Raw genomic sequence first — 17,899 nt, 5'->3', positions numbered from 1 at the left:
AATTTAAATAAAAACCTATTTGAAGTGTTTGACTTCAAATAGGTTTTATGAATGAAAATATTAAACAAGTGCTTCTCTTTTTAGTACGAACTTCTCTACAACCTTTGCTACACCATCGTTCATATTTGTATCTGTTACATAGTTTGCAATTTCTTTAATATCATCAGGTGCATTGCCCATTGCAACACCAAGACCAGCGAATTCGATCATTGCTTGGTCATTATAGCTATCGCCCATTGCGATAACTTCTTCGCGCTTAATGCCAAGTTTTTGAATCAGTTGGTTTAAGCTCGTTCCTTTTGTAACACCAGCTTCAGTAAATTCTAAGAAGAATGGTTTAGAACGCATAACGCTTAATTGTCCTTCTAGTTGTTTTTGTAGTTTTGATTCTACTTCAACAAGGCGTTCAGCTTCTTTATTCATTAATACTTTTACTACTGGCTCTTTAACAGCAGCCTTAAAGTCATCTACAACAACAATTGGCATACCAGTAATATCGCCCTCAATTTCAGTATAAGGATTATTTTCTTCTGTTACGATATCATCGCCAATATAAGTATGAATCCATACATCTTCAGTTTTACTAATTTCAAATAGGTTGTGAACGATTTCAGGAGATAGCGTACTACTAAAGATTTCTTCGTTTGTTTTACAGTTAATAATTTTTGCACCATTAAAAGATAGAATGAAACTGCCGTATTCTTCTAAACGAAGTTCTTTCGCTACATTGCGCATACCAAAAGTTGGACGTCCGGAAGCAAGTACAACTTTTACACCTTGTTCTTGTGCAGTCATTAGAGCTTCTTTCGTACGAGGTGAAATAGTATGGTCGTCACGTAATAAAGTATCATCTAAATCTAAAACAATCATTTTATAAGTCATATTGAAAAGTCCCTTCTTTATTTAAATCAAATATATGTTCATGGAGATGTAAGAAATAATAGTAAGACATCGAACCTCTTTGAAAAGAAGTAGATTCGTCTTTATGAGTGTTTTTCTCATCATATTAATTAATAATCATTGGGGATGTACAAAACCCCAATGATTAAATGTTTATTTTATCGTAACAACTCTAAAGGTAGAGTGCAATAATGGAAGTTTTCCAATTTACGATACTTGTTTTGCTGTAGAACGAGAAAATAGTATTTCTAGCAAGATTGCCATTACAGCCCCAAGAACGAGACCATTACTTAGGAACGAAGCTAGAAATGGTGGAAGCGTGGAATATGCTCCTGCTGGAACGAACATAACCCCAATTCCTGTGAAGATTGAAAGACCCGCTACTTTAAATAATTGTTCTTTATCCTGTACCGTTTCGTATTCCCGAAAGGCAAGACCGATCATGCTTGCAAATACAGGATAAATGGCAGCATAACCAACTGCAACTGGGATTGCCGCAAAGAATGAAGTGATCTTTGGGAATATACTAACGACAATAATAAAGCTTGATCCTAATATAAATGGGAGGCGTTTATAAATATTAGTCGTTGCAATAAAACCTGCTGATCCAGAAATAGCGACAGGTCCGATAGCCGAAAATAGGCCGCCTAGTAATTGATTGATTCCTGTTATAATACCGGCCTGTTTAAAACGATCTGATGCAGCATTTTCTTCATATTTAGAGACAACCTTTTGCACAACACGAATACTTGCTAACATATTTGTTAGAAGTAAGAGTGTAACGAAAATGACCGTAATTACCATGTTCCATTCAACACGAGGCATTCCGAAAACAAATAAGGATGGAAAACGGATTATGTCTGTCACTGGTGTTATTGGATTAGATAATCCAAAGCATGCGAATAATATCCAGCCGCAAACGATACTGAAAAGAACAGAATATTGTCCGATAATAGGTAGCTTCATGATGAAAAAGGATAGTAAAATAACAATGAGTGAAAGAATAAATACGTTAGGTTGTACTTCTGTATGTTTTCCATCAAGACCGAACATTCCTTTTAAGAAGGAACCACTAAGTTGTGCAACAAGAAGAAATAAGTACGTTCCAATGACTGTCGGTGTAAAATAGCGAACGAGTTTATCAATAAGTCCAAAAACGCTAAGAATAATACAAATGATACCGCTTAATAAGAAAGCATATTGAAGAACTTTAAGTGTCTCATTGTTTGATCCAAATAATACGACACCTAAACTTGCGTAAAGGGAGAAAATCCCCCACCAAAGGCCTGCGGGACCTTCTTGAATAGGAAGTTTATGTCCAAATATAGCTTGCAGTAGACCGGCAAAGCCAAGAACAAATAATGTTCTTTGTACGAATGCAATAGCTTCAGCGCCATCAAGGCCATAACTAGTTGCGACGCTAATTGGTACAATAAGGCTTCCAGCTAAAATAAATAGTGCCCATTGTAAGGCGGAAAGAAATGTTTTCATTATATCAACCTCTTTCATAGATTCCGTATCTAGTATATACGTATTTCATTTCCACTGGCAAAGATTGTAGATAGAGAAAAGAGTTGAAACACGATATGAATGCACGTAAGCAATTATGGATAGCAGTTATATGTATGACTTTTGTCGTAATTCTAGGAACGTTAGGATTTATGACAATTGAAGGGATTAGTTTGTTTCAAGCATTTTGGATGACGATGATTACTGTATTAACGGTTGGATACGGAGATGCGGTACCTATAACGCAGGCAGGGAAAGTATTTGCACTTCTCATTATTCCTGTTGGAGTCGGTATTGTTACGTATGCAATCGGTGTAGTGGCAGCTATGATTATTGAAGGGAACCTATTTCATGCAGTACGGAGGAAGAAGATGGATAAACAAATAGCACAGTTACAAAATCATATTATCGTATGTGGATGCGGTAGAGTAGGGCTTCAAGTTGTACATGAATTGCAAGAAAAGAAAATTCCATTTGTCGTCGTGGATAAGGATGAAAGCATATTAGAGAAGGAAAAACTTTTATATGTACATGGAGATGCAACAGAAGACCAAGTGTTACATCATGCTGGGATTTCAAAGGCAGCTGGTTTAGTTGCTATCGTAGCAAATGACGCTGAAAATGTATTTATTACGTTAACGGCAAGAGGATTAAACGATGCAATTAAAATTGTGGCAAGAGCGGAAAAACCAGAAACCGAAGAAAAATTAAGGCGAGCTGGGGCAAATAAGGTGATTAATCCATCTAGTATGGCAGGAATTCATATTGCAAAAGGTATTGCGAATCCGTTAACAGTTCATTATATTGATACAGTACTGTATGGTGTGGAGCAGTCATTTGTAATTGAAGAAATTGCAGTCGGCGAAGGCTCTATTTTAGCTAGTAAATCGTTACTAGAGAGTGATGTGAGAAATCAATTTGATGTAACAATTTTAGCGATTTTGAGAAATGGGAATGTTATACATAATCCAACGGGGCAGGAAAAACTGCAAGAACATGATATGATAATAGTATTTGGTTCAGTAGAAAAACTGGGTCAATTTGAGAAAGAACTACAAAGTAAGAGGTGACGAGGAATGCAAATATCGAGTGATAAAATTTTAAATAAAATGGCGAATGAAATTGCAAAGGCAAAAAGTAGTGAAGGACAAAAATCAAAAGAGCATGTATTAGTTGTGCGTGCTTTATGTGATTTATTATTAGATGAGCAAGTTGAATCTTCTACGTATAGAGAGCCACAAATTCAATCACAAATAATTGGATCACAACCAATCACGATGCAACCAATTGCACCGGTTTCTGATGAGCCAGTATATATAAAAGAAAGTGATGCAAACGGTAATTCTTTATTTGATTTTTAGAGGATAAATCGTTTGGCTTATATGAAAAAATTGCTTATGATAAAAGTAAAAAAGGGGAATTAAGATGAAAATTTTCTTTTTACTAGGTTGTATTGCAGCGGGGCTATCTGTTGCGTTAGGGGCTTTCGGAGCACACGGTTTAGAAAATAAAGTTTCTGCGAAAATGTTAGAAGTTTGGAAAACAGGTGTTACATATCAAATGTTTCATGCAGGCGGACTATTTGTAGTTGCTTTATTGATGGATAAAATTCAATCATCACTTTTAACTACTGCTGGCTGGCTTATGGTAGCCGGGATTATTATGTTTTCAGGTAGTTTGTACGCATTAAGTACGACGGGTATTAAGTTCTTTGGCCCAATTACACCTCTTGGTGGTGTGGCGTTTATTGTGGCATGGATCTTAGTCGGAACTGCAGTTGTAAAGGGATTATAAAAAACAAAAGCTGGCATATGCCAGCTTTTTTTATGGTCTTGGAGCATAAGTTGCTTGTTGACCAGGCAAATACGCAATTTCTTCTGGAAATTCTACATAATCTAAGTAAATCATTAGTAGCAAATAACGCTTCCCTGATTGCGGTTCACTAATAACGATATGGTCACGGCCAGCTGCTTCAATAATACCTGTATAAGACTGTGTACCAAGGGAACTGCCACGTTCATAAGTCATTACAACCGTTGCTTGCTTACCTTTGTTTAAACGAAGGATATTTTCAATATAGGATTGCTCTAGAGGTAACATGCCTTGAGAAATTGCATATTGAGCTTGAGCAGCTTGAGCTGTTTGTTGTTGCATCGCTTGCTGCTGTTGTTGAGTCATTTGTTGCGGTTGTACATAAGTTCCAGATGGTTGATAAAAGCCTGTTCCATAGTACGGATTTTGTTGCTGTGCCATTCAAAAATCCCTCCTCATTTTTATTCCTTAATATACGCTAGGGCAATCCCCAGCAGATGGCTGGAAGAAGCAGTGCTTTTTGAAGCGACCAGAGTTTTGCTGGTTATACCAAGTTGGTGGGCATGCACCTTCAGGTCTAAAAAACCATAAGGCAAAGTTGGCAGGCCAAAAACGCTGCCCTTGAATGGTCCGTCTTGCCAGAGCAATATCTTGTGCACGCGCACGCTGATAAAAATATCCTTTTTGCGTTGCTTCGAAACCGCCAGGGTTTTGATAAACCATTTGACGTAAATTACGAATGTTTTTAAAGTCCAAACAATTTCCAAGAACACGATTTACTCCAACATTTCCAACCATTAACATTCCTTGTTGCCCTTCTCCTTCAGCTTCAGCACGCATCAATCTAGCTAATAACTTAACATCTTCTTCGTTATGCGCGATAACACCCATTATGTGTCACCTCTCTTTTTGGAATACCTTTTGGAAAGAGGTTTATCTCTAGATGAAGTGTGTAACAATTACTAGTTCATACGTATGAGGAAAAAGAATCAGATATGACAACCAAACGAAGTTTTACATTGGGAGTGGAAAATAAAAAAAGCTAGCGTGAGCCAGCTTTTTTATTAAAAAACTTTAGACCATAAGTTTGAGAAGAAATCACCGATAGAGCGCATTGTTAACACAAACCAATTTGCTTTTTCAACTTCTTCTGTCGTTTTTGCAGTAACTTTCATACTTTTACTACCGTCTAAGAAACCATATTTATCGGTTGATTCTAAAGTAATCGAACCTACTTTGGCCCCCTTCTTAATAGGAGCAACTAAATGACCATCTTCAGCAAGTGATTTATCTGCTTCAGTTCCAACTTTATAAGAGTCTTTGCTACCTTTTTTTGCAATTACGGTTATTTCTTTTTCTGGTGCAACAGTTACTTGATCTTCTTTCCCTTGTACTACAGAGAGTGTATTGTTTTTATCGACCTTTAGTTTTTGTTTTTCGAAGTTATTAAACCCGTATTCGATTAACTCACGAGATTCTGTGAAGCGCTCGTCCATTGATTTTGTTTTAATAATAACCGAAATAAGACGTACATCACCACGTTTAGCAGTAATAGTAAATCCATATCCAGCCGTATCAGAACTTCCGGTTTTTAAACCATCAGTACCTTCATAAGCGAAAGCAGCTCCTGGTAACATCCAGTTCCAGTTTTCCATGCGAATTGGTTTCGGATGATTATCTGGGAAGTTTCTAAATCTTTGTTTTGTATCCTCTAGCATTTCTGGATACTTTGTAATCATTGCTTTTGAAAGTATACCCATATCGCGAGCTGACATAGAGTTTTCTGCATTTGGATCAGTACCCTCAGGATGTTTTCCTTTTAAGTCAGCGTTATTTAAACCAGTAGCGTTTACAAATTTATATTTCTTTAACCCTAGTTTTTTTGCATGTTCATTTGCAAGATTTAAGAAGTTTTTCTCACTTCCTGCAAGAAGTTCTGCTAAGGCAATACTAGATCCGTTTGCAGAGAAGATAACGATAGAATGATATAGTTCTCTTACAGTATATTGACGTCCTTTTTCGAACGGCACGTTAGAGAATTCATTATTACGTGAAACTTCATAAGCGTAATCAGAAATGTTCACCTTTGTATCCCAAGTGATTTTTCCTTCTTTAATTGCTTCTAACACGGCATAAACAACAATTAATTTTGACATACTAGCGATAGCTAGTAATTCATCTGGATTTTGTTCATGCAGTATTTTTCCTGTATCTGCATCAAATAGGAGTGCAGCAGCTGCTTCAATGTGTATTTTTTCTTCTGCATGGGATGTTGTTACTCCTAAGGAAGAAATTGACAATAGAAACGCTAGTAAAATAGACAAGATTTTCTTCATATACATTATCACCTTCGCATCGTTATTAGCATATAGCTCGTACCATTTTAGCATAAATTTGGATATAGAAAGGTTACAATTTTGTAAGGTATTTAAAAGGAATTTGTCGATTTTTGTTCAAATTTGAGGAAAAAAGAAGTTTTTTGAGGAGAAATATAGAGGGGAATAAAAAAAGGAACGAATTTCGTTCCTTTTTCACGATTTATATGTGTAAAAATTTCTCTACCTTTTCGCCTGGTAAAATGTTTCCGACGAAAAATGTTCCGAATTCACCATAACGAGCACTTACTTCATCGAAGCGCATTTCATATATAAGCTTTTTAAATTGAAGAACATCGTCAGCGAATAATGTTACGCCCCACTCAAAATCGTCGAATCCAACAGATCCTGAAATAACTTGGCGTACTTTACCTGCGTACTGGCGACCAATTTTACTATGACTGTACATCATTTTCTTACGTTCCTCCATCGGAAGCATGTACCAGTTGTCATCACCTTGGCGACGCTTGTCCATTGGATAGAAGCAAATGTGATTTGCTTTCGGTAACTCAGGATATAAGCGAGCTAAGATTTGTGGATTTTGGTATGGATCTTCATCAGCTGGAAGGTAGTTGCTTAGTTCAACAACAGATACGTAAGAGTATGCAGGAACCATATATTCAGCTAAAGTTGTTTTATTCAATTCTGTCTCAATTTCATTTAATTCTTCCATTGTTGGACGTAAAATCATAAGCATAATATCAGCTTTTTGGCCAACAACTGTATACATTGCGTGACTGCCTTTTTTTGCAGCAGCTACGTCGTTCCATTTTTCAATGACATTTAAAAATTCAGACACAGCTTGTCCGCGTTCGTCGCTAGATAATGTTTTCCATGCAGCCCAATCAATAGAACGTAAATCATGTAAACAATACCAGCCATCTAACGTTGTTGTTGCTTCACTCATTCTATTCACCTCAGTTAATGATAGTTTTACACGTTAACTATAGCATATATAGTTTTAAAATCATCTATATAAAACCTTAGCGCATAAAATTGTCACATTTTAATTTACTTAAAAATAGGAGAAGATAAAGCTTAAAGGGACTTTATTTCTATGCTGAATTTTATGAAAATATAATCATTTTTATTTTATCTATTTTTTGGGAGCTATAAGTTTAAAATATAGAGGAAAAGAAGTATTCTTAAAGATAGAGTTTTTTAACATATGTAGGAGGGTTTATTCGTGAGCAACTTATTTACAACAGTAAAAGAAAAAGTTCAAGGAAAAGGCATTTCTATCGTACTTCCTGAAGGAACTGATGAAAGAATTTTAGGCGCTGCAGAGCGTTTAGCAAAAGAAGAGTTAGTAAAACCAATCTTAGTTGGTAATAAAGAAGAAATTAGCGCAAAAGCTGCTAGCATGAATTTAACATTAGCAGGCGTTGATATTTACGACCCAGCTACATACGAAGAAATGGATGCAATGGTAGCATCTTTCGTTGAACGCCGTAAAGGTAAAGCAACTGAAGAAGACGCTCGCAAAATCCTTAAAGACGAAAACTACTTCGGTACAATGCTTGTATACATGGGCAAAGCACACGGTTTAGTAAGTGGTGCGGCTCATTCTACAGCTGATACAGTTCGTCCAGCACTTCAAATCATTAAAACAAAACCAGGCGTTACAAAAACTTCTGGCGTATTCATCATGGTACGTGAAGAAGAGAAATATGTATTCGCTGATTGCGCAATTAACATTGCACCAAATAGCCAAGATTTAGCTGAAATTGGTATCGAAAGTGCGAAAACTGCTGAACTATTCGGCATTGATCCACGCGTTGCTATGTTAAGCTTCTCTACAAAAGGTTCTGCGAAATCTCCAGAAACAGAAAAAGTTGTAGAAGCAACTCGCATTGCAAAAGAAATGGCTCCGGAATTAACTCTAGATGGAGAATTCCAATTCGATGCTGCATTCGTACCATCTGTAGCTGAGAAAAAAGCTCCAGGTTCTACAATTAAAGGTGATGCTAACGTATTCGTATTCCCAAGCTTAGAAGCTGGTAATATTGGCTACAAAATCGCTCAACGTTTAGGTAACTTCGAAGCAGTAGGACCAATCTTACAAGGTTTAAATATGCCTGTAAACGACCTATCTCGTGGATGTAACGAAGAAGAAGTGTACAAGTTAGCTTTAATTACAGCAGCTCAAGCACTTTAATTCTATAACGAATTGAAATAAAGACCGTCGCTAAAATAGCGACGGTCTTTATTTTTCTAAGCCAAGTGCTTTATTGTTACGATCAATAATACGTTGTAAATTCGTCTCATATAAAGGTATTTCATCTATTGTTAATTGAGATGGTGTTAACTTTGGAGCGAATTGTTGCAGTGTTTTTAAAAGGCGCATCATTAAATCTTGCACTGTAATGGTTTCGCCAAGTAATTCTGAAAGTGAAGCCATCGTACTCGGTACAATTTCAGGGTACGTAAAGCGTGTTTCTTCTCCTTGAATGGCTAGGTTGTAGAAATCACGAACGAGTGCGGCACGTTCAGAGCCACTTCCTGTAGCACAGAGATAAATTTGGACAGCGACACCACCGCGAATACGGCGCTGTGAAATACCAGCAAATTTTTGATCGCGAATACTTAAATCGTAGCTACCAGGACAGTAAGAACCAATGATTTCTTTTGCCTCAATTGTAACATCGTAATCTTTTAACATTTCCTGAATTAAATGCCACATTGTATCGTATCCAAGATCAATATCGATACCTTTTTCGGTCTCTTGGAATAAAAGTGATACGTTTAACACACCTTCATCAAGTACGACTGCAAGCCCGCCAGAATTACGAACAATAACATTGAAGTTGTTTTCTTTTAAAAAGGAAATACCTTCTTCTAAGTGCGGTAGGCGTGAATCTTGAATGCCAAGAACAATTGTATTGTGATGAACCCAAGAACGCATTGTTGCAGCCGATTGACCATTTCCAATGCTTGTGCACAGTGTGTCATCCATTGCGAATGACTGCAATGCATGGAATGTTGGTCCCAAACTAGACTGATCTACAATACGCCACTCTGGCTGAGATAAAATGGAACGGGAATTGCTCATATAACTAACCCCTTATCTTTAAAATGACAATCTCTATTATAGCAAAAAATGAAGAATGAGGTTTTCTCGCATATAAAGGGAAAGTTTAAAGATGAAAGACTAAAAAAGGATGCATTATATGCATCCTTTTTATTCTGCAATTTTTTCTAAATTACCGTTTCGATCCATTCGGAAAGATGTTTGAGAACGTTCTTCGTCATCCATGACTGCTAACTTACGAGCGCGGTTCATAATGTTCATAAGTGTTTCGTAATCTTCTTGTACAGTATGAGATTGTTTTTCTAATTTTTCCAGTTTCTTTTCTAGTTCTTCATTTCGAAGGATTTGTGATTTAATTTCTTGTTTCAATCTCGTATTCTCGTTTTCAAGAGCTGTCACTTTTATATTTGAAGATCCGACTGTTTGTAAAAAATAAATAACATCTTGCATTGTCATAGAGCCCTTTGCAGCAGGAACGGTAGTTTCTTGATATGGAGTAGCTTCTTTATATTGTACAATTGATTCCTCTTGTACGAACTCTTCATAATTAGTTATCGAATCTGAAGCTGGTGGTGTATAAAGTAAACGTTTTTTCGCTTGTTCACCACTTGCAGCACGCATTTTATCTTTACGATGTTTTTTTGCTAGTTGAAGAGCTTGTTCATAGCTATAGCGAACAACAGCATTCCAACGAAAACCACAGGCAGCCGATGTACGATTTAATCTGTCTCCTACTTCTTCAAATGCATTTAATTGGGTACTTCCTTCTCGAACGTGACGAAGTACAGTTTCAGCAAGTAATAAATCATCCTCATCCGTCCAAGCATCTTGTCTTACTTTCATAGATTCAACTCCCTTTCTTTTTATGAACTTCCTATTTTTATAATGGGCAAAAAAGTGAGCTTTTATACAAAGCTTTTAAAAATATGGTAGATTTCGATGAAAGGTATAAAGTGAAACTTTAATCAGTGGGGAGGTTCTTCATCCCACACCTAACTTCTTTGCTTTCGCTGAATTTTGAGGTGGGGGTCTTACTGCCCATTAAAGCGGGATAAATTTTGCCAAGAATGACGGAAGCTGCTGTAGGAGAACATATAAATATGTAGCATTATATGAGGAAAGAGCGTCGAAAGGAAACTTGCAACGAGCTTCAAAGAGCGGTAAAATACCATTTAGTGTTTATTTTTAAATGTACTTGAGAAAAGTTTAAAATAGAGGAAGTGTTATATAATGGGAAACGAATTTCGTGTGTGTGATGATTGTCAGGCAACGAACGTTAAAACGTTGATTCCAAAGCTAAAAAAAGTAGATTCATGTGCAACGATTGAAGTTGGATGTCAGTCTTACTGTGGCCCTGGCCGTAAAAAATCATTCGCATTTGTAAATAATCGTCCAGTTGCAGCGCCAACAGAAGACGAATTAATTGTAAAAATTGAAGCAAAGTTAAATAAGTAAGGAAAAGAAGAGTGAACAGATTACTCTTCTTTTTTTATACCCATAAGAGGAAGAATCTATTCTGAGAAAGCTTAACTGGTGATGATAATAGTTCATGACAGATAGGGGTTATCTATTTATTAAGGTCTCGACCTATATGAATTTGTATTTCAAAATAATGGTTGACAGTCTTTTGAAGCGATAGGTAGAATAGAAGGTGTCTGATTCTGAGAATCATTATCAGGAAAGGGACGATTCATTTAATTTTTTTATTGCTATTTGAGAATAAATTTCATTTCATTAAATTAAACATATGTTGTTGGTTAGGATGGTTGAGGGATGGAAGCGAGCGCAAGGAGTATAGAACAGCAAGATGTGAATGTTAAAGAGATTAAGAGCAGGCCGCTCATTGCTTCTATTATTTTAGTAGCAGGTACAATTTTGTTAGCTTTAAGCATGGCATTGTCTATTTCGTTTGGTGCTGCAGATATTAGTTTAAAGACTGTATGGCAAGCTGTGTTTCAGTTTGACGGTTCTATTACGCATCATAACGTAATTCAAGAACTTCGCATGCCTAGAGCAATAGGGGGCGTAGTTGCAGGTGCCTTTTTAGCGGTATCAGGAGCAATTATGCAAGGTATGACGCGAAATCCACTTGCTTCCCCATCGTTAATGGGGATTACAGATGGGGCTGTATTTGGAATTGCAATTATGTATGCATTCTTCCCTAATTCACCTTATTTACTGTTCGTTATCGCATCTTTTATTGGTGCTGCGTTTGGAGCGAGCATTGTATATGGAATTGGATCTTCTTCACCAGGTGGATTAACGCCTGTGAAATTAGCTTTAGCGGGTGCAGCGATTAGTGCTTTATTAGGGGCCATTTCATCTGGAATTGCGCTATATTTCAATCTTGCCCAAGAGGTGAGTATGTGGAACGCAGGCGGAGTTGCTGGCGTGAAATGGGAAAGTATTAATATGTTAGTACCGATTGGTCTAGTTTGTCTCTTCATTGCAATTATGATGTCGAGGTATATTACAATTTTAAGCTTCGGTGAAGAAATTGCGATTGGACTTGGTCAAAATACGACATTAATTAAATTTATCGGGACAGTACTTGTTCTTGTGTTAACAGGTTCGGCAGTTTCTATAGCAGGATCGGTTGGATTTGTTGGTCTTGTCATCCCACATATGACTCGTTTCCTTGTAGGCTCAGACTATAGATGGGTTATTCCATGTTCTGCGGTCTTAGGCGGGCTGTTAATTGAATGTGCAGATATGTTATCTCGCGTTATTAATCCGCCGTTTGAAACGCCAATTGGAGCAATTACAGCGCTAATTGGGGTTCCATTCTTCCTCTACTTAGCACGTAACGAAGGGAGAGGAAAAATGTGAGGACAAGTGTCTTAACAAAAAAGAATGTTTCTGTTTTAACAATTTTAGTAGGATTAATCGTTACTGTATTTTTAGTGAGTTTAAATACAGGGACATTTAAAATACCCCCAGCGGACGTATTAAAGTCATTGGTTGGACTCGGGGCTGAAGATCAGTCTGTTATTTTATTTGAATTCCGTATGCCGCGTATGTTCATTGCTATACTAGTTGGATCTGCTTTAGCTATGTCAGGTGCAATTTTGCAAGGGTTATCACGAAATCCACTTGCTGATCCAGGTATTATCGGTATTAACGCTGGAGCGGGATTAACAGTTGTTATCTTTGTCTACTTTTTCTTCGGGAAAGTAGGAACTGGTACATTTTTATCTGTATTCATTCTTCCTTTCTTTGCGTTAGTCGGTGCGATATTAGCAGCGGTTATTATTTATTTACTAGCATGGAAAGACGGCGTTTCATCAACTAGATTAATACTTGTCGGTATCGCTGTTGCAGCTGGGTTTGGTGCTGTTAGTTTAATTTTTTCTATGAAGATGACATCTAACGATTTCCGTTTTGCTACGATTTGGTTAGCAGGAAGTCTATGGGGCACAGATTGGAAGTTTGTACTAAGTGTACTTCCGTGGATGGTTATTTTCTTGCCACTTGCTATTAGTAAGGCTCACATATTAAACGTAATGAACCTAGGCGACTCCACAGCAGTTGGCCTTGGTGTAAATGTAGAAAAAGAAAGACGTAAATTATTATTTATTGCAGTTTGTTTAGCTGGTGCATCTGTTGCTGTTGCCGGAGGAATTGGTTTTATCGGTTTAATGGCTCCGCATTTAGCGAGGCGCCTTGTTGGTGGTAAACATCAAATTATGCTGCCTACCGCTGCACTAATAGGAACGTTTTTACTTTTATTCGCAGACGTAATTTCAAGAAGTGTGTTAACAACTTCAGAAATACCGGTCGGTCTTGTTATTTCTGTAATTGGTGCACCGTATTTCATATACTTACTTATGAGGACAAAATAAAGGGAGGCTTTTTGTATGGCAACTTTAGCAGTTGATGCGGTATCTGTTGGCTATAATGAAGGGTTAATTATTGATGGATTAACAGTTGAAATTCCGGAAGGGAAAATTACAACAATTATTGGACCAAATGGTTGTGGGAAGTCCACATTATTAAAAACGGCTTCTCGTATTTTGAAGGCGAAAAAAGGTACTGTTTATCTTGACGGAAAAGCAATCGAGAAACAACCAACGAAAGAAATCGCAAAGAAAATGGCAATTTTACCACAGACTGCAGAAGTGCCAACTGGCCTTACTGTATTTGAACTCGTTTCATATGGGCGCTTTCCTCATCAAAAAGGATTTGGAACGTTGAAAGAAGAGGATTATCGCTATATTCATTGGGCACTTGAAGTGACGGGAATGACAGAATTCGCAAATCGTCCAGCAGAGGCGTTATCAGGTGGCCAACGCCAACGCGTATGGATTGCGATGGCTCTTGCACAAGGGACAGAATTACTTGTATTAGATGAACCGACAACGTACTTAGATATGGCTCATCAATTAGAAGTATTAAACTTATTGAAAAAGTTAAACGAAGAAGAAGGTAGAACGATTGTTATGGTTATCCATGACTTAAACCATGCTTCTCGTTTCTCAGATCATATGATTGCATTAAAAGCTGGTAAGTTAATGAAACAAGGAACGCCAGACGAAGTGATGACGAGTGAAACACTTCGCAGTGTATTTGAGATCGAAGCTCAAATCGTTCCATGTCCAGTAAACTGCAAACCAATTTGTTTAACATATGATTTAGCGATGATTAGTAATCAATTGCGTAAAAAAGCATAAGTAGAATCCCCCTCGTAAAGAGGGGGGCTTCTAATGGATGTTGAGCTTCTTATTAGTAAATAGGAAGTTGAACACCCGTTAGAACGGGGCATAAAAAAACAATTAATAAATATATATTGATTAATTGTTAATCTTGTTTCTTATAGTTCATTGTAACTTATAAGAGAAATACAGCTAGAAGGAGTGGGAACATGAAGAATTTTAAAATGGCGTTATTAGCAATGGTACTAGTCGTTACTTCTGTACTATTTGCAGCTTGTTCTAACAAAGAAGAGAAGAAAGCAGATGCGAAAGATGCGAAGACTGAAGAGCGCACTGTACAACATGCAAAAGGGGAAATTAAAATCCCTGCAAATCCAAAGAAAATTGCTGACCTTAGTGGTTCAACAGAAGAATTATTAATTTTTGGTATGAAACCAATTATTACTGCTAATACATCTCAAGAAAAAATTGATGCACATATTGCAAATAAATTAAAAGACGTTAAACCAGTTGGCTCTGCTTGGGGCGATAAAATTAACATTGAAGCAGTAGCTGCTGCAAAACCAGATTTAATTCTTGTAAACAATCGTCAAGAAAAGATTTATGATCAATTATCTAAAATTGCACCAACAGTTATGTTAAAAACTCCATTAGACCAATGGCGTCCAAAATTCGAAGAAGTAGGTCAAATCTTCGGTAAAGAGAAAGAAACAAAAGAATGGTTCAAACAGTATGATGAAAAAGCAAGCAAATTACATGACAAAATCGTAGCGAAAACTGGCGATGCTACATTCATGAAGATGGCTGCATATCCAAACGCCTTCCGCGTATACGGTGACTACGGTTACGGTAGCGTAATCTTTAACGATTTAAAATTACCAGCAGTTAAAGGTACACCAACTGATAAACCTTTAGTACAAGTACAAAAAGAAGCTTTAATTGATTACAACCCAGATTACTTATTCGTATTTACGACTGGTGACGGTTCTCAGCGTCTAAAAGAATTCCAAGAAGAATCAATTTGGAAAAATATGAACGCTGTTAAAAATAACCACGTATTTACAATTAAAAATGAAGACTTAAACAAAGGTTACTTCCCGCTAGGTAAAGAAATGATCTTAGATGAAGTTGCTGCGTTCGTTTTAGGGAAATAATGTATAAAAAGAGATCACTTTTACCCCGGTAAAAGTGATTTTTTCTTTATATAAGGGCAATTAATATAGTCTTTCATTTCTTTCTGTTTCCTATTTCGTTTATAATATATAGTAAGAATGCAGTAAAGAAAGGGGGATGTCGGAAGGTGGTATATTTAAACGACAAACTCAGCGAAACAAAAGTGTTTAAAGACCCGGTACATAAATATGTGCACGTGCGCGATCGTGTTATTTGGGATTTAATCGGAACGAAAGAATTTCAACGCTTGCGCCGTATTAAGCAGCTTGGAACGACATTTTTTACATTTCACGGTGCAGAGCATAGTCGCTTTACTCATTCGTTAGGTGTATATGAAATTATTCGTCGTATGATTGATGATGTGTTTGATGGCAGGCCGAATTGGAATGCTGAAGATAGATTGTTATGTTTATGTGCGGCATTACTTCATGATGTCGGTCACGGTCCATTTTCTCATTCGTTTGAAAAAGTATTTTCATTAGACCATGAGAAATTTACGCAAAAGATTATCGTTGGAGATACGGAGATTAATCGCGTATTAAGTCGTGTGGATAAAGATTTCCCACAAAAGGTAGCCGATGTAATTGCGAAAACATCTACTAATAAATTAGCGATTAGCATGATTTCCAGTCAAATTGATGCAGATCGCATGGACTATTTATTAAGGGATGCGTACTTTACTGGCGTAAAATATGGAAACTTTGATATGGAACGTATACTGCGTGTTATGCGTCCGTACGGGAATCAAGTAGTTATTAAAAATAGTGGTATGCATGCTGTTGAGCATTATATTATGAGTCGTTATCAAATGTATTGGCAAGTATATTTCCACCCGGTAACGCGAAGTGCCGAAGTTATTTTAACGAAGATTTTACACCGTGCAAAATCATTGCACGAGAAGTATTATACATTTAAAAATCATCCGGTTCATTTCTATTCCTTATTTGAAGAAGAAGTAACAGTAGAGGATTATTTAAAGTTAGACGAGAACGTTATGTATTATTACTTCCAAGTATGGCAAGACGAAGAAGATCCAATTTTAAGCGATTTATGCCGCCGCTTTATGAATCGAAACCTATTTAAATACGTAGAGTTTACAGATAAGCATGGTTTAGATAATTGGATGGAATTAAGTAGTTTATTTAAAAAGATTGGACTCGATCCTGAGTACTATTTAGTTGTTGATTCGACATCAGACTTACCGTACGACTTCTACCGAGCGGGTGAAGAAGAAGAGCGTTTACCAATCTTACTTCTTATGCCAAATGGAGAGCTTAGAGAGCTTTCACGTGAATCGGATATTGTTGAGGCGATTACTGGTAAGAAGAGAAGGGATCAAAAATTATTCTATCCGCATGATTTAATCTATGAAGATGGAAGAAAAGGAAAATATAAAGAGAGAATCATCGAGTTACTAGAAGGAAAAAAATAAGAAGCAGCTAAGAGCTGCTTCTTATGAAAAAACTTGAAATTATTTGTCGCTTAAGCGTTTTCCGCCAACTGCATAATGGTTTTTAGACATTTCTTCGATGAAAACAACGATGTTTTCTTCAGGAGCACCAGTTGTTTCGCTTACTGCTGCTGTTACTTTCTCAGCAAGAGCTTTCTTTTGTTCTTCTGTGCGTCCTTCTAGCATTTTCACTGTTACGTATGGCATATATAATCGCTCCTTTTATGTAAGTTACACTCTTATTATAGCGGATTATGGGGAAGAACAATCGAAAAAACAAATAATTTCTTTTTTTGACATATGGAAGAGGAGATGAAACATGGATCAGTTATTTAGATACCCGTTGCACCAAATTCCTTTGGTAGCAATGGCCATTATTATTGCGTTATCAGTGCATGAATTTGCGCATGCATATGTAGCATATAAATTTGGAGACGATACAGCAAAGAGACAAGGGCGCTTAACTTTATCACCGATGGCACATTTAGATCCTATCGGGATGATTGCTGTATTAATTCTTGGTTTCGGTTGGGCAAGACCAGTTCCTGTTAACCCATATAACTTTAAAAGACCTCGTCTTGCAGGGGTATTAGTTTCAATTGCAGGACCGATTAGTAATTTAATTTTAAGTGCAATTGGTTTAATTATTTGGTATAGCTTATTAACATTTGGTGTATTAGACTCAATTCCATTTGCAGTAGCAGATACGTTAGCTCAATTTTTCCAGATTTTTATTATGTTGAATATCGTTTTACTTGTATTTAACTTATTACCAATCCCGCCACTTGATGGATATCGCGTAGTGGAGGATTTAGCACCAACAAATATTCGTGCGAAAATGACACAGTATGAAAAATACGGGGCAATTGCTTTATTAATTCTAGTTATTACACCGCTTAGCAATTACACAATCCAACCTATTTTTAGTGTTGTCATTCCATACGTATTTGCATTTTTAAACAGTATCATTGCGCCTATCTTTGGCCTTTTATAATCA

General features: G+C 36.8%; 20 protein-coding genes. 11 read left to right on the top strand and 9 right to left on the bottom strand.

Annotation, left to right across the window (positions count from 1 at the left end):
* Window positions 1–60 precede the first annotated feature (60 nt).
* Together EKQ63_RS28485 and EKQ63_RS28480 are read right to left on the bottom strand one after the other, a co-directional pair.
* On the bottom strand, window positions 61–882 hold the full coding sequence (locus EKQ63_RS28485) for a Cof-type HAD-IIB family hydrolase (protein WP_016719034.1): 822 nt from the start codon (window positions 880–882) through the stop codon (window positions 61–63).
* Between the two features lie 225 nt (window positions 883–1,107).
* Window positions 1,108–2,391: a purine/pyrimidine permease gene (locus EKQ63_RS28480; RefSeq protein ID WP_142940757.1), complete on the bottom strand. Its 1,284-nt coding sequence runs from the start codon at window positions 2,389–2,391 to the stop codon at window positions 1,108–1,110.
* A gap of 95 nt (window positions 2,392–2,486) precedes the next feature.
* Here EKQ63_RS28480 and EKQ63_RS28475 point away from each other — a divergent pair, with 95 nt between their 5' ends.
* The 3 genes from EKQ63_RS28475 (at window position 2,487) to EKQ63_RS28465 (ending at window position 4,203) form a co-directional block, all read left to right on the top strand.
* Window positions 2,487–3,479: a potassium channel family protein gene (locus EKQ63_RS28475; protein WP_142940756.1), complete on the top strand. Its 993-nt coding sequence runs from the start codon at window positions 2,487–2,489 to the stop codon at window positions 3,477–3,479.
* Between the two features lie 6 nt (window positions 3,480–3,485).
* Window positions 3,486–3,770, top strand: coding sequence for a YwdI family protein (locus tag EKQ63_RS28470; protein WP_001167353.1), 285 nt, complete (start codon window positions 3,486–3,488; stop codon window positions 3,768–3,770).
* 64 nt (window positions 3,771–3,834) lie between these two features.
* Window positions 3,835–4,203, top strand: coding sequence for a DUF423 domain-containing protein (locus EKQ63_RS28465; RefSeq protein WP_000688322.1), 369 nt, complete (start codon window positions 3,835–3,837; stop codon window positions 4,201–4,203).
* A 30-nt stretch (window positions 4,204–4,233) separates the two neighbouring features.
* Here EKQ63_RS28465 and gerQ read toward each other — a convergent pair whose 3' ends face one another.
* The 4 genes from gerQ to hemQ form a co-directional block, all read right to left on the bottom strand.
* A complete protein-coding gene (gene gerQ / locus EKQ63_RS28460) occupies window positions 4,234–4,662 on the bottom strand; it encodes a spore coat protein GerQ (RefSeq protein ID WP_088326425.1) in 429 nt (142 codons plus the stop codon).
* A 27-nt stretch (window positions 4,663–4,689) separates the two neighbouring features.
* Window positions 4,690–5,112 carry a cell wall hydrolase CwlJ gene (cwlJ, locus tag EKQ63_RS28455; RefSeq protein WP_087955205.1) on the bottom strand — a complete coding sequence of 141 codons (423 nt, stop codon included), beginning with the start codon at window positions 5,110–5,112 and terminating at the stop codon, window positions 4,690–4,692.
* A gap of 173 nt (window positions 5,113–5,285) precedes the next feature.
* Window positions 5,286–6,563: a serine hydrolase gene (locus EKQ63_RS28450; protein ID WP_173602142.1), complete on the bottom strand. Its 1,278-nt coding sequence runs from the start codon at window positions 6,561–6,563 to the stop codon at window positions 5,286–5,288.
* A 196-nt stretch (window positions 6,564–6,759) separates the two neighbouring features.
* Entirely contained in the window at window positions 6,760–7,503 is a 744-nt protein-coding gene (gene hemQ, locus EKQ63_RS28445; RefSeq protein ID WP_088326422.1) for a hydrogen peroxide-dependent heme synthase, read from the bottom strand.
* 279 nt (window positions 7,504–7,782) lie between these two features.
* Between hemQ and pta the strand changes: the two genes are divergently transcribed.
* Window positions 7,783–8,754 (top strand): phosphate acetyltransferase, encoded by a 972-nt coding sequence (gene pta / locus EKQ63_RS28440; RefSeq protein WP_000067215.1) that lies wholly within the window; start codon window positions 7,783–7,785, stop codon window positions 8,752–8,754.
* A gap of 48 nt (window positions 8,755–8,802) precedes the next feature.
* Here pta and EKQ63_RS28435 read toward each other — a convergent pair whose 3' ends face one another.
* The gene (locus EKQ63_RS28435; protein WP_087995300.1) at window positions 8,803–9,648 is read right to left on the bottom strand and encodes an octanoyl-[GcvH]:protein N-octanoyltransferase; all 846 of its coding nucleotides are present in this window, start codon (window positions 9,646–9,648) and stop codon (window positions 8,803–8,805) included.
* 129 nt (window positions 9,649–9,777) lie between these two features.
* Window positions 9,778–10,470, bottom strand: a complete 693-nt coding sequence (locus EKQ63_RS28430) for an RsfA family transcriptional regulator (RefSeq protein WP_000868372.1) — start codon at window positions 10,468–10,470, stop codon at window positions 9,778–9,780.
* A gap of 387 nt (window positions 10,471–10,857) precedes the next feature.
* Between EKQ63_RS28430 and EKQ63_RS28425 the strand changes: the two genes are divergently transcribed.
* From EKQ63_RS28425 to EKQ63_RS28400, 6 genes are all read left to right on the top strand, one after another.
* Window positions 10,858–11,082, top strand: coding sequence for a YuzB family protein (locus EKQ63_RS28425; protein ID WP_000526077.1), 225 nt, complete (start codon window positions 10,858–10,860; stop codon window positions 11,080–11,082).
* Between the two features lie 318 nt (window positions 11,083–11,400).
* Window positions 11,401–12,456, top strand: a complete 1,056-nt coding sequence (locus EKQ63_RS28420; RefSeq protein ID WP_087955202.1) for a FecCD family ABC transporter permease — start codon at window positions 11,401–11,403, stop codon at window positions 12,454–12,456.
* On the top strand, window positions 12,453–13,469 hold the full coding sequence (locus EKQ63_RS28415) for a FecCD family ABC transporter permease (RefSeq protein ID WP_143881716.1): 1,017 nt from the start codon (window positions 12,453–12,455) through the stop codon (window positions 13,467–13,469). The genes EKQ63_RS28420 and EKQ63_RS28415 overlap by 4 nt, the downstream gene beginning before the upstream one ends.
* Before the next feature lie 15 nt (window positions 13,470–13,484).
* Window positions 13,485–14,297 (top strand): ABC transporter ATP-binding protein, encoded by an 813-nt coding sequence (locus EKQ63_RS28410; RefSeq protein ID WP_000212064.1) that lies wholly within the window; start codon window positions 13,485–13,487, stop codon window positions 14,295–14,297.
* A gap of 191 nt (window positions 14,298–14,488) precedes the next feature.
* Entirely contained in the window at window positions 14,489–15,433 is a 945-nt protein-coding gene (locus EKQ63_RS28405) for an ABC transporter substrate-binding protein (RefSeq protein WP_087955199.1), read from the top strand.
* Between the two features lie 146 nt (window positions 15,434–15,579).
* The gene (locus EKQ63_RS28400; protein WP_000262739.1) at window positions 15,580–16,884 is read left to right on the top strand and encodes an HD domain-containing protein; all 1,305 of its coding nucleotides are present in this window, start codon (window positions 15,580–15,582) and stop codon (window positions 16,882–16,884) included.
* Window positions 16,885–16,923: 39 nt separating this feature from the next.
* Here EKQ63_RS28400 and EKQ63_RS28395 read toward each other — a convergent pair whose 3' ends face one another.
* Window positions 16,924–17,109, bottom strand: a complete 186-nt coding sequence (locus EKQ63_RS28395; RefSeq protein WP_001147171.1) for a 2-hydroxymuconate tautomerase — start codon at window positions 17,107–17,109, stop codon at window positions 16,924–16,926.
* Window positions 17,110–17,221: 112 nt separating this feature from the next.
* Between EKQ63_RS28395 and EKQ63_RS28390 the strand changes: the two genes are divergently transcribed.
* Window positions 17,222–17,896 carry a site-2 protease family protein gene (locus EKQ63_RS28390; protein ID WP_087955197.1) on the top strand — a complete coding sequence of 225 codons (675 nt, stop codon included), beginning with the start codon at window positions 17,222–17,224 and terminating at the stop codon, window positions 17,894–17,896.
* Window positions 17,897–17,899 lie beyond the last annotated feature (3 nt).

Source organism: Bacillus sp. BD59S, from assembly GCF_007363175.1.
GTDB classification, from domain to species: Bacteria; Bacillota; Bacilli; order Bacillales; family Bacillaceae_G; genus Bacillus_A; species Bacillus_A pacificus.
Note: the sequence above shows the minus strand (reverse complement) of the source record. Positions and strands in the feature narration are given on the sequence as shown.

Excerpts from the sequence above, each read along its gene's own strand:
- EKQ63_RS28485 (WP_016719034.1), bottom strand. The coding sequence starts at position 882 with ATGACTTATAAAATGATTGTTTTAGATTTAGATGATACTTTATTACGT.
- EKQ63_RS28480 (WP_142940757.1), bottom strand. The coding sequence starts at position 2,391 with ATGAAAACATTTCTTTCCGCCTTACAATGGGCACTATTTATTTTAGCT.
- EKQ63_RS28475 (WP_142940756.1), top strand. The coding sequence starts at position 2,487 with ATGAATGCACGTAAGCAATTATGGATAGCAGTTATATGTATGACTTTT.
- EKQ63_RS28470 (WP_001167353.1), top strand. The coding sequence starts at position 3,486 with ATGCAAATATCGAGTGATAAAATTTTAAATAAAATGGCGAATGAAATT.
- EKQ63_RS28465 (WP_000688322.1), top strand. The coding sequence starts at position 3,835 with ATGAAAATTTTCTTTTTACTAGGTTGTATTGCAGCGGGGCTATCTGTT.
- gerQ (WP_088326425.1), bottom strand. The coding sequence starts at position 4,662 with ATGGCACAGCAACAAAATCCGTACTATGGAACAGGCTTTTATCAACCA.
- cwlJ (WP_087955205.1), bottom strand. The coding sequence starts at position 5,112 with ATGGGTGTTATCGCGCATAACGAAGAAGATGTTAAGTTATTAGCTAGA.
- EKQ63_RS28450 (WP_173602142.1), bottom strand. The coding sequence starts at position 6,563 with ATGTATATGAAGAAAATCTTGTCTATTTTACTAGCGTTTCTATTGTCA.
- hemQ (WP_088326422.1), bottom strand. The coding sequence starts at position 7,503 with ATGAGTGAAGCAACAACAACGTTAGATGGCTGGTATTGTTTACATGAT.
- EKQ63_RS28435 (WP_087995300.1), bottom strand. The coding sequence starts at position 9,648 with ATGAGCAATTCCCGTTCCATTTTATCTCAGCCAGAGTGGCGTATTGTA.
- EKQ63_RS28430 (WP_000868372.1), bottom strand. The coding sequence starts at position 10,470 with ATGAAAGTAAGACAAGATGCTTGGACGGATGAGGATGATTTATTACTT.
- EKQ63_RS28425 (WP_000526077.1), top strand. The coding sequence starts at position 10,858 with ATGGGAAACGAATTTCGTGTGTGTGATGATTGTCAGGCAACGAACGTT.
- EKQ63_RS28420 (WP_087955202.1), top strand. The coding sequence starts at position 11,401 with ATGGAAGCGAGCGCAAGGAGTATAGAACAGCAAGATGTGAATGTTAAA.
- EKQ63_RS28410 (WP_000212064.1), top strand. The coding sequence starts at position 13,485 with ATGGCAACTTTAGCAGTTGATGCGGTATCTGTTGGCTATAATGAAGGG.
- EKQ63_RS28405 (WP_087955199.1), top strand. The coding sequence starts at position 14,489 with ATGAAGAATTTTAAAATGGCGTTATTAGCAATGGTACTAGTCGTTACT.
- EKQ63_RS28395 (WP_001147171.1), bottom strand. The coding sequence starts at position 17,109 with ATGCCATACGTAACAGTGAAAATGCTAGAAGGACGCACAGAAGAACAA.
- EKQ63_RS28390 (WP_087955197.1), top strand. The coding sequence starts at position 17,222 with ATGGATCAGTTATTTAGATACCCGTTGCACCAAATTCCTTTGGTAGCA.